We start from the raw sequence: 15184 nt of genomic DNA on the forward strand, positions 1-15184 counted from the left end.
AAAATGAGCAATGTTTATGCCAAATAACAAACTCACTGTTTTAAGACATTACAGTAAACCCTACGGTCTAAACTGATTACTTTTTAAACAATACGCGCTTATTTTTTAGGCAAAACTATTTTAACGAGCTCAATTCTCTTTTTTATATCTTCTGTATTTTGTCCCATTTTTTCTTTGGCAAGCTTAATAATGATGAGATCTCTCAGTATATTAAGACTCCAACCGTTAAATCTGTCTATCACAATTGCAGCCTCTGAGAGTTTTTCAGACTTTGCTGGGTCGGTCACAATATAATCAATAGCGGCTCTTCTCATAAGCCTTGTTCTTGTATAATCCGGAAAGTCACTGTCACCGGAAAGACTAACTATCTTTTCTGTATCTGCTTCTGCGGTATAGTAATAAGGCTCCGGCAAAAGACTTTTCTCATAACTTTTACCCAGCAAGAATTTTATTGTTTCCCCTTCCGCAGTGCATGCTCCAAGTGATGCAAACTCTGAAGCTTTCTCAAGGGCAGCAAGATCTTCTCCCGCTTCGTCAAGAACATACCGTCCTATGTATATCCGTGAAAGGTTGCACATAGCATCCATCCTGAGAAACTGCTCTTCAGCATCATGAAACGCTCTTTCGGCTAGCCTCGCCTTACCCGACAGGTAATAATTTACAAAATTATTATATAATTTGTTTCCATATATGAAGTCCGGAGACTGAGCCGGTTTACTCGCACAAGCCCCCAGCAAAACTGCAAATAAAATCATCACCGTTATTTTTTTCATGGCAGTTTCACCTTCTCTCCTGTCTTCTCGCCTGTTCCATCATTAAACGGCCACTTCTCTTCAAGGTTAAGCAATATCCTGTTTGTAGTATTTAGTATTTCATCTGTCTGTTCACGAAGATCAATCAGGTTGGTTGTGGTCTCCGCAACATCAGCGGTAATTTTATTTGTATTATCAAGTGTAGGCTGAATCTTAGTGACAGATTCATCAATATTTTTCGCAAGATCACCAATTTTCTCTGCCCCCTCTTTGACTGCAATCAACCCTTTATCAAAATTCTGAAGCACGGGCTGGCTTTCATCCACACGATCATTCACAGCGATTGTAATCTTCTCAACATTGTTTTCTATAATCTTAATTTTATCAATAATCTGTTGTATCTCATTTTTCAGGTAATCGGTTCGAGCAAGATATCCCAGAGACCCCTGCTTGTTATTAATGTCTGCCCCCAGAGCTCCCACACCGTCAAGCAGTTCTTCGATTTTAGGTCGTTTTTCAGATATGCTGGTGGTGACACCAGATATATTAGAAAGGATACTGCGTATGTCGTCAATCATAGGTTCGACTTTTACAAGAATGTCTGTAATAGCCTTCTCTCGAGTGAGCTGATAGGTATGCCCATCGTCAATATCAGGATCAGAATATGTACCGCCGGAAAGAACGAGCGCATTAGCCCCTATGACTCCCTGAGCCTGTATCTTTGCTTCTGAGTCAGCCTTTATCCATTTCGTATATTTTTCAGGAATATTAGCCCTCAACTCCACCATACCGTCGTCGCGCAGCTCTATTTTATGAACCTTTGCAAGCTGAAATCCTGAATACATAACAGGCATGCTTTTAGACAGCCCTTCACCTGATGCCGCAATAAACACCACATGCACTTTCCTTGTAAAAACATCCTGAGTTACAAGGAAGCCGACAATCATTACAGCTATCATTATGATAGTCAGAAAGATGAAAAAACCAACTTTTATCTCTAGATTCCTAAATCTTGGGTCACCCATTTATTAAAATCCTTCTCTATATAGTCAGTAGAGTTACTAAAAAGCTGTCTGTTAGACTCGTGCTCGATAATAACCGATTTTTCCAGTTCTTCACAGCGTAAAAATTCATGGAACTGCTCTTCGTACTCTGCAACATACATTCTTCTGGGGCTGAGAAACACGATCCATTCCGGGCAAAGGTAGCGAACCTGAAGGTATTTGACAATTAGTTTTTCAAAATCATCCAGCTGGTTGCTTCTGGAATCAGCATGATGCTCAAGGTGAAAACGCTTCAGATCAGACATAACCAGCTTCATCCCCTCTTTATAAGACATATTATGGTGATAATATGCTGCTATCAGTATATTTTCTGCAACTGAAAGATTCCCTATAATGGGGACCAGATTTGAAACAATTCCTATTTTTGTTTTATCGGCATAATTAAGTAAGATATGAAACCACTCATTTTTTCTTACCGTATTGGGGTAGTATATAAGATAATTATAACTCATATTAATGCCCCTAATACTTCCACAAAGATTAAGGCATAAAAGACCCTAAGCATACCTTTAAGAAGTGCAATAGGTATTTCCGTTACAGAATTATGTACTTGCAGAGCGCTAAAGATGGGAAGTGACATTAAAAAATAACCAAGCAGAACGATCTTCATTAGAAAAACCAATACTATTTTAAAATTAAATGCGTCAAAAATAGTCTGCATTAGAAAACCAAATGATATGTTCAAATTAAAGCTAAGGATCATGTAGCCGCCAAGTAAGGAAATGTAAACAAAAATAGTAGCAAGAGCCCCTGTACATACGATACCAGAGGCTATTCGGGGAATATAAAGGTAAATGAAAGGATTGATCGACAAGGAACGGAGAGTGTCTATCTCATTGTTCATCTTCATCAGGGCAATTTCGGCAGTTACCGCAGTAGAAGACCGAAGCACAAGCAGGATCGCTGCGACCATTGGAGCAAGATGCTTTATTGTCACAAGCACGAGCACATCCCCCACTCTATCCTGCGCTCCGAACTGCACCATAAATTTCGTCAAACCACCAACCAAAGCTAGTCCTATCACAATTGACACCACAGAGAACATAGGTAGTATCTGCACCCCTGTGAAGTATATCTGTCTGAAAAAAACAAGCTTCACGGAGGGGTTCAGAAGATGACGATTAAAACACCCTTTTATAAATTTTCTGGTGAATCCGAGATACCCGTAATAAAATACGGAATTATCTATTGCCCACCTGCCTAGTCTGTGTATTATTTGCTTCATAGCAAAGAGTATATCCTATTTCAATGGCAATTGAAACAAGAAATCATGTTGACTCACTTATTGAAAATATGTATAGTGACAACACGATCAATCAAAAATTAATATACACTAGGTTTAAAACATATTTCTAATCATCAAAAAAGGAGTGATGGTATGTCTCAAAAGAAAAAAGTAATCATTGACGGTAACACCGCCGCCGCACATGTTGCTCACGCGACAAACGAGGTTATAGCAATTTACCCTATTACACCTTCGTCTGTCATGGGTGAAATTTCAGATGAAAAATCTGCCATGGGCGAAAAGAACATATGGGGCTCCGTACCAAAGGTAGTTGAGCTTCAGTCTGAAGGCGGCGCATCCGGTGCTGTCCACGGTGCTCTCTCCGCGGGTGCACTCACGACAACATTTACAGCATCTCAGGGTCTACTTCTTATGATACCCAACATGTACAAGATCGCTGGCGAACTCACACCTACTGTGTTTCACGTCAGTGCACGTGCGGTTGCTACACATGCCCTTTCCATTTTCGGTGATCACTCCGACGTAATGGCATGCCGACAGACAGGCTGGGCTATGCTCGCTTCAAACAATCCTCAGGAGTCAATGGACTTCGCACTTGTATCTCAGGCTGCGTCTCTTGAGGGCAGAATTCCTGTCCTTCACTATTTCGACGGTTTCAGAACTTCTCACGAGCTCCGCTCCACCGTTGCTCTGACTCACGAAGAGATGGCACACATGATAGACGACGACCTTGTCAGAAAACACAGGGCAAGAGCTCTTAACCCTGACTGCCCGACCATCAAAGGCACATCACAAAATCCTGATGTATTTTTTCAGGCAAAAGAAACTGTTAATAAATATTATCAGAACTTCTCTGATATAATGCAGAAACAGATGGATAAGTTCGCAGAACTGACCGGACGCTCTTACAAGCTTGTTGACTATGTCGGTGCTCCTGATGCTGAAAAAGTTATTATAATAATGGGTTCCGGTGCAGATGTTGCAGAGGAAGCCATAAACTATATGAACTCCTGCGGCGAAAAAGTCGGACTGATTAAAATCAGACTTTACAGACCGTTCCCTTTACAGGCATTTATCGATGCTCTGCCTAAAACTGTTAAAAAAATGGCAGTTATGGACAGAACAAAAGAACCCGGCTCACTTGGCGAACCTATGTACCTTGATGTACGTACAGCCATCGGAGAAGCTATGCAGATGAAGATGTTTGACTTCAAAGGATATCCCCTCATCATCGGCGGACGCTACGGGCTTGGTTCCAAAGAGTTTACACCTGCACATGTTAAAGCGGTTTTCGACAATCTTGACGCCGAAAAACCTATATTCGGCTTCACAGTAGGTATCGAAGACGATGTAACTAATCTCAGCCTTAAATACGACCCGAACTGGCTCACTCCGCAGGACGGCGTATATAACGCTATGTTCTTCGGACTCGGCTCAGACGGAACTGTCGGGGCGAATAAAAACTCCGCTAAAATCATAGGCGACCTTACTGATAACACTGTTCAGGCATACTTTGTTTACGACTCCAAGAAAGCCGGTTCCATGACAACATCTCACCTTCGTTTCGGGAAGAAAGACATCAAGTCTTCCTACCTTGTTCAGAAGGCTGACTTCGTGGCATGTCACAACTTCTCTTTCCTCGAAAAATATGACATGCTCAAATATCTCAACCCTGGCGGTACTTTCCTTGTAAACAGCCAGTACACAGCAGAAGAAATCTGGAAACATATACCGGAAGTGGTTCAGAAACAGATCGTTGCAAAACAGGCGAAACTCTACACTATAAACGCTGTAGATATAGCTGAAAAGCTCGGACTGGGACAGAGATATAATGTTGTTCTCCAGACAGCGTTCTTCAAAATCTCTGAGATTATCCCTTTTGATGATGCACTTAAATCTATCAAAGATGCGATAGTCAAATCATACGGCAGATACGGAGAAAAAGTAGTAAAAATGAACTCCGACGCTGCTGATGCCGGAGCAAAAGAACTGCACGAAGTTCACTACCCTGGCGAAGGCGGGAAACCAAGCGATAAAGAAGTTGATTTCCCTCTTGTGGGCAACTGTGTAACAGACCCAAGAGCCGACAGCTTCGTAAAAGAGACCACATCTATGCTTGTTGCCATGAGAGGCGACGAAGTAAAAGTATCTCAACTGCCTGACGATGGTACTTTCCCTCTCTCTACAGCGAAATTTGAAAAACGTAATATCGCAGTAACTATCCCTGAGTGGGAATCAGAACTTTGCATTCAGTGCGGAATATGTTCATTTGTATGTCCTCACGCAGCAATCAGAACTACAGTTTACGAACCCTCATGCCTTGAAAATGCCCCATCAACATTCAAATCTATGGATGCCAAAGGGAAAGATTTCGCTGGTATGAAATTCACTGTTCAGGTTGCGCCTGAAGACTGTACCGGATGCGGGGCATGTGTTTTCAACTGTCCGGCTAAAAGCAAAACAGACCCGACACATAAAGCTATCAATATGAAGCCTCAGGTTGAACGCAGAGACGAGGAAGTTGTAAACTTTGACTTCTTCATTTCACTGCCGGAACTTGATCAGCAAAAATATAATAAAGCTACCCTTAAAGGGTCACAGCTTTCACCACACATGTTTGAGTTCTCAGGAGCTTGTGCAGGCTGCGGTGAAACACCATACGTAAAACTTCTCTCACAACTGTTCGGCGACAGAGCGCTTATCTCTAACGCAACAGGTTGTTCATCAATTTACGGCGGTAACCTGCCAACAACACCTTACTGCACAAGAGCAGACGGGCGTGGTCCGGCATGGAGTAACTCGCTTTTTGAAGACAACGCAGAGTTCGGCTTCGGTTTCAGGCTGACTGTTGATCAGTTCAAAGTTCAGGCTTTCGAACTTCTCGAAAAACTTTCAGGCTCACTTGACGCTAAACTTGTAGATGCCATCAAAACAGCCGAGCAGAAAGACCAGCTTCAGATTGAAAGCCAGCGCGAAAGAGTTGCAGAGCTCAAAGCCGCACTGGAAAAGATAGGCTCCGAAGATGCCAAAAACCTTATATCACTTGCTGACTATCTCGTAGAGAAATCAGTATGGATACTCGGCGGTGACGGATGGGCATACGACATAGGCTACGGCGGTCTCGACCATGTACTCGCTTCAAATGAGAACATTAATGTTCTTGTTCTGGACACAGAGGTTTATTCCAATACAGGCGGTCAGGCATCTAAATCCACACCTATCGGTGCTCAGGCTAAATTTGCCACATCCGGTAAAGCATCAGAAAAGAAAGACCTCGGTATGATAGCAATGACTTACGGACACATATATGTTGCAAAAGTCTCCCTTGCTAACCCTGCACAAGTGATTAAAGCTTTTGTTGAAGCTGAAGCTTATGACGGTCCTTCACTTATAATTGCTTATTCACACTGTATCGCTCATGGTATTAACATGACTCAGGGTGTTGAGGCTCAGAAGAAGGCTGTTTCTTCAGGCTACTGGCCTCTGTACAGATTCAACCCTGCCCTTGGCAACGAAGGTAAAAATCCACTCAGCATAGACAGCAAGACACCTACAATGTCTATCAAGGACTTTATGGCTACAGAAAACAGATTCCGTGTTGTAACCAAAATGTTTCCTGAAAAAGCTGAAGAGCTCGCAAACTTTGCACAGAAGAAAGCGAAACAGCGTGTCAAACTTTATAGTGAGCTTGCAAAAGTTGATTGCAGCATAGAAGAATAAGAATTAAAGCTCTTAATTAATTATCCTAAAGGGTGTCCACATGGGCACCCTTTTTTTATGATGTCAAAGATAGAACACCACGCATTTATGCGTAGATAAATGAGCTAATCACAGCTTTAGAGCTTATAAGTCATTGCAAGAAATGTAATGACGAAGCAATAGAACAACAGGTTTACCCGTGGGAATCTATAAGCTACAAACAGTTACAATCTCTTCAAAATAAATTATCTTATTTTTTAAAAAAACTGATTATTTAATTAAAAAAAAATTATTTATTGATTATAATTAAATAATACATACAAAGGAGTCGGTTATGAAAGTTTCATTTAAAATGAAATTAATGGTTCCAGTGATTTTAGCAGTTTTCGTTGCTTTCGTTGTTTCAAGTTCTCTTGTAACTGCTGTAACAAAGAAAGAAGCAATAAATATAGCTAAAGAAACAGCGCTATATAAGCTGCAGGAGACATCAAACAGCCTTAAAGGTACTCTTGAGTCATATTTTAGTATTGCATCAACTCTTGCAAACACTGCAACAATACTCTCTTCCTCCGGCGGGACAATGCCCAGAGAAGAGGTAATGAATATACTCATAGAAACTATGAAAACCACACCTGGGTTATATGACGCCTGGATAGTATGGGAGCCAGGCATGTATAATGAAAATGATTTCAAGCTTGGCACTGAGCAATATGTCTTTGAAAATTATTTTGCTCCAATGGCATACAGAGACAAAGGAGAGATAGTCAGATATTATGCCGCTGACGTAAACAAGACTGATGAGGTAAGTTATTGGTACAATAAACCTTTGAAATCAGGTAAAAAATATGTATCAAACCCTGTCGAATTCGACATAAACGGAAATATCATAACTCTTGTGACATTATCAGTGCCCTTCTTCAAAGATGGTAAAACTATAGGTGTTGCCGGAGTGGATGTAACTGTCGATTTCATGAAAGAGATGATTAATAACATAAAATTTTATGAATCAGGTTACGCTTATCTTTACAGAGATGACTTTCTTGTCTTCACCCATCCAGACTCATCAATTATAGGAAAGGACGCAAAAGAAGATCAGATGGACATTTACAAGACAACACGCAACCTTGAAGATGTGATTGAAATCAAAAAATCTACAGCTAATAATGAAAATTCTATTTTTGCATACCACCCGTTTAAAATGGAGGGTACTGACTATATTTTTACTTTGTGCCTAAGCGTTCCAACCAAAGAGATTCTATCTTTTATGGATAAGATCAGCTATATAACAATGACAGGCGTAATAGTTTCTATCTTCCTCGTCTCTCTCATAATCTTTCTGGTGGTCTCTAATCTGGTAAAAAAACTTGGCGGAGAACCTGAAAATGTCATTTCTATAATGAAAGTCATATCCAAGGGGGACTTCTCGCAGGATCTTGCTTTAGCAAAGAATGATAACTTCTCTCTGGTATATTCTGTGAACATGATGCTTAACAGTCTCAACCAAATGCTGGGGCATGTTATAAAAAATGCTGACGAACTGAAAACCACAAGCTCCGACCTAAGCGCATCTGCAAATGAGCTGTCTGCCGGAACTATTTCTCAGTCAGAAAATGCAGGAATGATCGTAACTGCAACATCAGAGATGGCAGAAACCACACAGGGAATTGCACAAAATCTTTCAGATATTAGTGTCTACTCAACAGAAACATCATCCAAAGCACACGAGAGTAAGACAGCTGTTCAAAATTCAACCAAAGGAGTTTTAAGAATAAAAGAAACCGTTGACCAATCCCTTCAGCTCGTTACAGAACTTGGTCTCAGCTCTGACCAAATAATTGAAATCGTCAGCGTAATAAATGATATAGCCGACCAGACAAATCTACTTGCCCTTAATGCGGCAATAGAAGCAGCGAGAGCAGGTGAACATGGACGCGGATTCGCAGTGGTTGCAGACGAGGTGAGAAAGCTTGCGGAAAGAACTCAGTCCGCCACAACAGAAATAAGCGACCTTGTCAATACCACCAGAAACGGCATAAAGAGCGTGATAAAATCGATGGACGAAGTTAAAGTTAATGTGGACAATGGTGTAGAGCTATCGGAACAAGTTGCATCTTCTCTGGACATAATTGTTGAAGGGGTGCAAAAGCTTGAGGAAATGGTCAGCAACATCTCATCATCTACTTCTGAGATGGCATCAACAAGCTCTCAGATACAGAGAGACATCGATTCTGTGGCTATCGTTGCAGATGAAATCACTTCAACATCTAACCACATCGCCAGCAACTCCTCAACACTTGAGGTTATGAGCGATCAGATGAACGAACTTGTATCAAAATTCAAAATTAAAGAACTTTAACAGCCGATATGAGGGGTGTCTATCCGGGCACCCCTATTTTATTTCAACATCTATCTTCACTTCTGCAAAAATATGAACTAAAGTTCATTTTTCATCTTGACTAAACATGAACTATAGTTCATGTTATTAAAAAACAGCGAGGCTATTATGAATAAATCTAAAACGAAAATACTTAAGCAGCAAAAAGTCTTTCCATGGTGGCTTGGTTACTTATTAGACAATCCGCTGAGGAGACTTTTACATCCTGCTGAAAAACTGCTCGCTCCGTATGTTAAGAACGGCATGACAACTCTTGACTATGGATGCGGCTTTGGGCACTACTCTATAGGCATGGCAAAACTGACAGGCAGAAATGGAAAAGTAATCGCAGTAGATATACAAAAAAAGATGCTGAGCCGGATGATGACACGTGCAGGCAAAGCAGGAGTAGACAAAATAATAAAAGCCCATCTTTGTGATGGTAAATCTATCGGCATCAGTGACAGATTAGATTTTGCAGTAATAAGCAACTCACTGCACGAAACACCAAACCCATCAGACATCCTTAGAGAAATCTTTACATTGCTGAAACCGGACGGTATTCTATTATTACTGGAACCTAAGGCAGTTAAAAAATATTTTAACTCAGAAGTAGAAACAGCAAAAAACATCGGGTACATACAGATGAAGGAACCAGTAATTTTCAAACAACTTACAGCCATCTTCCGGAAAAAGGGGGTAGACGGAACAAGTGACATGGATTAACGGCGAATTCGAAGCAAAGCAGCAGAGAGCAGATGAGAAAAAAAAGAAGATACTCGACGCTGCACTCGAAATGTTTGGTAATGAAGGTTATTACAAAACCACAGCAAAGGAAATAGCTTCCAGAGCAGGTGTTGCAACAGGTACATTTTACCGCTACTTCAAAGATAAGAAGGCCGTTCTGATGGCTGTGTGCCACAGAACAGACGATGAAATAAGCAGAGAGATATTCCAAACCGCAGCCGAACTGCGCAAAGCGGGTGTCTCCGAAAGGAAAATACTTGATAATATACTGGAATCGGCCGTAAAAGCTCATCATATGCAAAAAGGCTTTCACCTTGAGATATTATCTCTTCAGATGAGAGATAAAGACATTATGAGCTGGGTCGACGACAGAGAGCGAAAAGTATTTCAGTCTATCACTGACTTTCTGCGGTCAAGCCATGAGCCTTTGAAAATCACTGACCTCAAGGCTGCTGCTGAAATTATAAGCTACACCATTGAAACTATTGCACACAGAGCAGTCCTTATGACACCATACACGGACGAAAAAAGGCTCATAGGTGAGCTTCAGGAAATGATGGCAAGATATATATACGGAGACAGGTTCGCTGACTAAAAAAAGGGCAGATGTGAATACCTGCCCCATTTATTAATACTATATAAGCTTACTGAACCTTTTCAACCCAGTCAGCACTTTCAAACCATTTGTTATAAATAACCTGATACTTCCCATCACCTTTTATCTGTTGCAGGTAATTATTGATCCAGTTAACGAAATCATAATCCCCTCTTCTAACTGCGAATGCAAGGGGTTCAAATGTAAAAGGCTCTTCCAGATGGACGACCCTCTCTTTATGTTTTGATGCGAAAATGGCATTAGGAGGCAGGTCATAAACAAATGCATCCACTCTGCCGTTAACAACTTCCATCATCCCCTCGGCTTCTGTCTCATACTGGCGATGCTTAGCATTAGGCATATATTTGCTTATAGCGATATCGCCTGTTGTCCCGAGTTTAGCGCATACGGTATATTTTGGATCGTTAAGATCTTTATAAGATTTAACTTTATCAGCTACTTTTTTATTGATTATTATTGTCTGTCCGACAACAATATATGGGTCTGCAAAATTAACTCTGAGATTTCTGAGCTGTGTAACAGTCATCCCACCCATAATAAGGTCGAATTTTCCTGTCAGAAGCGCAGGTATAATACCGTCCCAGGCTGTTGTTACAATTTCAAGCTTAACACCCATGCTTTTTGCCATATCTTTTGCAAGGTCTATGTCAAAGCCGATGAGTTCGCCTTTTTTATCTCTCATTTCAAAAGGCATATAGCCCGGATCAAGTCCAACTTTAAACACACCGCTTTTGACTATTGAGTCTAATGCAGACACCGGCTGGTCGTCATTATCCTTTGCTACAGCGCTCACAGCCATTGTTAACATTAGACACAAGACCAATAACACTCGCTTCATACTTGTTCCTCCGTATAGATTAATCTCAGTAATATAACCTACTGAGAAAGTACGCACTAGTAATATTTTAAAAAGATACAACAGTTAATTATTATTTCTATAAAGTAAATATTATACGCAAAACACCAAGGCAATACAACACTATAGAAATTACACGGTCATAAGGCAGACCGGAACGCTGTACGAAAAAAGCTGTAACGATAAGTATTACACCTGCCATAAATGGGCGTATATGTTTAAAGAGCGACAGTTTCAGACGTTCGATATCATCCGGTGAAAGCTTGACCTCCAGGCTGAAATCTGCCATTTCGTCTATGATCTTTTTAACTTTCTTAAACGTAAGAGGCAGTTCAATAAATTCATGCTTTGCAGTCTCTAAAAAACCAACATCAAATCCCAGTGCCTCCGGAAGTTTGTCTTTGAGGATAGGTAAGATGTCCTTTATGCCGTTAAAGTTAGCAACGTAATTAGTGCCAAGCCCTTCGATAATTGAACTAACCCGCATAATATAAATGGCTTCCTGAGGAAGCTTATAAGGGATGGACTTCATAGAATCCAGCAGCTCAAAAGCGAGGGTCTGCATACTTTTTGCATCAAGCTGATCGTTGTCAAGTATATCGAAAATGCGCTCTGCCAGATCCTGCAGATCAAAATCAGGCGCGTCCTGCGAAATAATGCCGAGCCTCTTGGCATAACGTATATACATTTCGAAGTTACGTTCGTGAGCTGCTTTTACAAGCTGTATAATCGCCTGTCTGGTTTTGGAAGGGATCTTTTGCACCATACCAAAATCAAGCAGGATAAGTTCGCCTTTTTCTGTAACCATGAGGTTACCCGGGTGTGGGTCAGCGTGAAAATACCCTTTGATAAACATCTGATCCACATAAAAATAAACCAGTTTTTTCATGATATCTTCGAAATTAATATTCAGCTTTTTAAGATTCTCTTTATCGTCAAAGCGGTAACCATCCACAAAAGACATAACGAGAGCATCCGCACACGAACACTCGCTGTAGCCATCCGGAAAACTCACACCGGCATACTTATATGTTTCTGCAAATTTTTTAAGGTTTGAAAGCTCCACAGACAGATCAACTTCTTTTTTTATCATTTTGGTAAATTCGGCAATAACAGCATCAAGTGAGTTCTTGGTATTCTCAGAGAAAAGAGGTCGGAATAAACTGTTGAAATAATTAAGTATTCTTATGTCTGCACGAATCACATTCTGAATGTCGAACCTGCGCAGCTTAACGGCAACCTCACGCCCGTCAACGAGAACAGCTCTATGCACCCGCCCTATTGACGCACTGGCTATGGGTTCTTTGTCGAATTCTTTGAAACAGACCTTATCAGCAAAAGCTTTTTCAAAAACACGGGTAAAGTCTTTTTCTGACATTGGAGGTATTTCGTCATGAAGCTGCCTCAGATAAACAAGATATTCATCTGTAAAGAAATCTGCACGGGTGGCAAGTACCTGCGCCAGCTTAATAAAACTCGCACCAAGATTGTTAATTTTCCTGATCAGTTTCTCAGGGGGCAAGGGCTTAACAAAAAGGAAGCTTCTGCGCCCTTTTATAATAAGAAACACCGTCAGGATTACACGAAAAACTGTGTATATCCTGAAAGGGTTATAATATTTTCTTAAACTTTTAAGCACTATTTATTTTTAAGCAGTTCTTTCAGTTCGGCAATGTCATCTTTGGTTGCAAGCCCCATGTCCGACATAACTTCTTTTACGATATTTTTAAGCTTATCCTGAAATTCTTTCTCTTCTTCTTTCGCTTTGGATTTAGCTTTTTCTATGAACTCGTCCCTTTCGGCTTTGGACATTTTACCTTTCTCCATAAGCTCTTTAGCTTCTTCTTCTATCTTCTCTTTCGCAAGCATTGCAGTGCCTATGCCGAGATAAAACAGTTCTTTGATTTCAGACATTTGATCCTCCGCTTATTTGATAATTAATATTACCCCAGATCATTAAGCTTGGCTTCATAGAATTCAGATTTTGTGCTTAGCTCATCTGTCAGCTCAAGGAGCCTCTCCAGACCAGTTTCAGCAAAAATCTTCGCATCATCAAGTTCTTTTGAGAATTTTGCTATCATATCAGAATCCCCTTCGCCTGAGGCACTGATAAGTTGAGTATTGAGGGTATCAATTTTAATCTCGTTCGCCTCAAGCTCCTTTTCGAGTTTTTTTACTTCGTCCTCAATGGGCTTAAGCGCTTTATTTTTCTCTGATATAACCTCTGCACGCAGTTTTCTAAGTTCCTTTTTGTTCATAGAACTGGTTGGGGCAGAATTTTCAGAAGAGTCATCATCGTCCCAGCCGACTTTTTTAAGAAATTCGGTATACCCGCCTTCAAAAACTTCTATACAGTTATTTTTAAAGACTATGAGCCTTTCAGCAAATGCCTTCAGAAACATTTCGTTGTGGGTTACCATAACGACAGACCCCTTAAACTCATCTATCGCAGCTAGAAGCGAATCGCAGGACTGCATATCAAGGTGGTTTGTCGGCTCATCCAGAAAAAGGATATTCGATGGCTTCAGAATTGTTTTAGCCAGCATAACACGACTCTTCTCCCCACCGGAAAGCACTGATATCTTTTTAAGAGCTTCATCACCGGAAAACATCATCGTACCGGCAACGTCTCTGGCTCTCTGCTTATCAACAACAGTATCAGTATTTATAAGCTCCTGCTCTATGGTTGCATTCATGTCCAAACGCAATACGTTAGTCTGTTCGTAAATACCAGCACGAAGGTTTGAGTGGGTGGAAACCTCTCCACTATCAGGTTTAATTATCCCGCATAAAAGTTTCAGGAGTGTTGTCTTTCCCCGTCCGTTCTTACCTATGATGCATATTTTCTCATCAGAACCTATCGTTATGTTAAAGTTTTTAATAAGCTGCCTGTTTTTGTCATAACCAAAAGATATATTTTTTGCAGTCAGCAGTTCTTTTGCTCTTATAGGCGTATGATTAAATTTAAATTCCAGATCTTCAATATCATCAAGTTTTTCCAGCTCCCCCATTCGCTCAAGAGCTTTAACACGCGACTGAGCACGGCTTGCGAGGGATGCTTTCGACTTAAAGCGTGTGATAAACTGCTCCATATCTTTTCTTTTCTGCTCTTCGTTCTGCCTTGTCTTTTCGTAGATCTCCTCTTCAGTAGCAACCTGCTCATAGAATTTATCAGTATTGCCGGGGATCTTCTTAACTTTCTGCCTGTGAATGCCTAAAATATGTGTAACGACCTTGTCCATAAAAGACCTGTCGTGAGTGATAAGTATAAGCTCACCGCTCCACTTAAGGAGAAAATCCTCCAGCCAACGTATAGAGGTAATGTCAAGGTAGTTGGTCGGCTCATCCAGCATAAGCAGGTCAGGCTCGGAAAGCAGCAGCTTCACAAGGTTCAGACGTACCTGATACCCGCCGGAGAATTCTGAAGGGTGTTTTTTAAAGTCAGCCTCCGAGAACCCTAGTCCTGATAATATTTTTTCAGCACGCCATGTCTGATCCCGCTCATCTTCGGGGAGCCCTAAAGCTGCCTCGTCCAGAGCGTTATCCATCCTGAAATCAAGCTGTTGTTTAAGATACCCTATCTGGTAATTTTTCGGAACATTCATAAGTCCTTCGTCCTGTTCCTCTTCTCCGGTCAGAATGCGCATCAGGGTAGTTTTGCCATGACCATTGCGCCCAACCAATCCTACTTTTTCGCCTTTATTAATGCGGAAGCTTATATTTTTTAAAAGCTCTCTGGCGCCATACGCCTTTGACATATTTTCAATACTTATCATCTTTTACCTGTTGATTATTTTGTGATTTACTGACAGTTATACTCTAAATAGATC

Annotated in this window: 12 protein-coding genes; 4 read left to right on the top strand and 8 right to left on the bottom strand. The window is 40.9% G+C overall.

Translation table 11 applies throughout. The features are described 5' to 3' along the window. Window positions 1–98: 98 nt before the first annotated feature. Genes DACET_RS08475 through DACET_RS08490 form a run of 4 tightly spaced genes read right to left on the bottom strand, consistent with a single transcriptional unit; the run spans window position 99 to window position 3041 of the window. Window positions 99–773: a hypothetical protein gene (locus DACET_RS08475; RefSeq protein WP_013010964.1), complete on the bottom strand. Its 675-nt coding sequence runs from the start codon at window positions 771–773 to the stop codon at window positions 99–101. Then, entirely contained in the window at window positions 770–1777 is a 1008-nt protein-coding gene (locus DACET_RS08480; protein ID WP_013010965.1) for an MlaD family protein, read from the bottom strand. The genes DACET_RS08475 and DACET_RS08480 overlap by 4 nt, the downstream gene beginning before the upstream one ends. Beyond that, the gene (locus DACET_RS08485; protein WP_013010966.1) at window positions 1750–2268 is read right to left on the bottom strand and encodes a hypothetical protein; all 519 of its coding nucleotides are present in this window, start codon (window positions 2266–2268) and stop codon (window positions 1750–1752) included. The genes DACET_RS08480 and DACET_RS08485 overlap by 28 nt, the downstream gene beginning before the upstream one ends. Continuing rightward, window positions 2265–3041, bottom strand: coding sequence for an ABC transporter permease (locus DACET_RS08490; protein ID WP_013010967.1), 777 nt, complete (start codon window positions 3039–3041; stop codon window positions 2265–2267). Before DACET_RS08490 ends, DACET_RS08485 begins: the two co-directional genes overlap by 4 nt. A gap of 153 nt (window positions 3042–3194) precedes the next feature. On the opposite strand from DACET_RS08490, the gene nifJ reads away from it, so the two are divergent. The 4 genes from nifJ to DACET_RS15575 all read left to right on the top strand — a co-directional run bounded on the left by nifJ (window position 3195) and on the right by DACET_RS15575 (window position 10477). After that, window positions 3195–6782, top strand: a complete 3588-nt coding sequence (gene nifJ / locus DACET_RS08495) for a pyruvate:ferredoxin (flavodoxin) oxidoreductase (protein WP_013010968.1) — start codon at window positions 3195–3197, stop codon at window positions 6780–6782. A 313-nt stretch (window positions 6783–7095) separates the two neighbouring features. Next, the gene (locus DACET_RS08500; RefSeq protein WP_013010969.1) at window positions 7096–9117 is read left to right on the top strand and encodes a methyl-accepting chemotaxis protein; all 2022 of its coding nucleotides are present in this window, start codon (window positions 7096–7098) and stop codon (window positions 9115–9117) included. A 147-nt stretch (window positions 9118–9264) separates the two neighbouring features. Further along, entirely contained in the window at window positions 9265–9861 is a 597-nt protein-coding gene (locus DACET_RS08505; RefSeq protein WP_013010970.1) for a class I SAM-dependent methyltransferase, read from the top strand. Next, the gene (locus DACET_RS15575) at window positions 9848–10477 is read left to right on the top strand and encodes a TetR/AcrR family transcriptional regulator (RefSeq protein ID WP_013010971.1); all 630 of its coding nucleotides are present in this window, start codon (window positions 9848–9850) and stop codon (window positions 10475–10477) included. The genes DACET_RS08505 and DACET_RS15575 overlap by 14 nt, the downstream gene beginning before the upstream one ends. Window positions 10478–10526: 49 nt before the next feature. Here DACET_RS15575 and DACET_RS08515 read toward each other — a convergent pair whose 3' ends face one another. From DACET_RS08515 to DACET_RS08530, 4 genes are all read right to left on the bottom strand, one after another. Next, window positions 10527–11336 (bottom strand): transporter substrate-binding domain-containing protein, encoded by an 810-nt coding sequence (locus DACET_RS08515; RefSeq protein ID WP_013010972.1) that lies wholly within the window; start codon window positions 11334–11336, stop codon window positions 10527–10529. Between the two features lie 97 nt (window positions 11337–11433). Next, complete coding sequence (locus tag DACET_RS08520) at window positions 11434–12993, bottom strand: ABC1 kinase family protein (protein WP_013010973.1); 1560 nt, start codon at window positions 12991–12993, stop codon at window positions 11434–11436. Continuing rightward, on the bottom strand, window positions 12993–13268 hold the full coding sequence (locus DACET_RS08525) for a hypothetical protein (RefSeq protein ID WP_013010974.1): 276 nt from the start codon (window positions 13266–13268) through the stop codon (window positions 12993–12995). The genes DACET_RS08520 and DACET_RS08525 overlap by 1 nt, the downstream gene beginning before the upstream one ends. A 29-nt stretch (window positions 13269–13297) precedes the next feature. Beyond that, on the bottom strand, window positions 13298–15130 hold the full coding sequence (locus tag DACET_RS08530) for an ABC-F family ATP-binding cassette domain-containing protein (RefSeq protein ID WP_013010975.1): 1833 nt from the start codon (window positions 15128–15130) through the stop codon (window positions 13298–13300). Window positions 15131–15184 lie beyond the last annotated feature (54 nt).

Origin of the sequence: Denitrovibrio acetiphilus DSM 12809, assembly GCF_000025725.1 — a bacterium.
GTDB lineage: Bacteria > Chrysiogenota > Deferribacteres > Deferribacterales > Geovibrionaceae > Denitrovibrio > Denitrovibrio acetiphilus.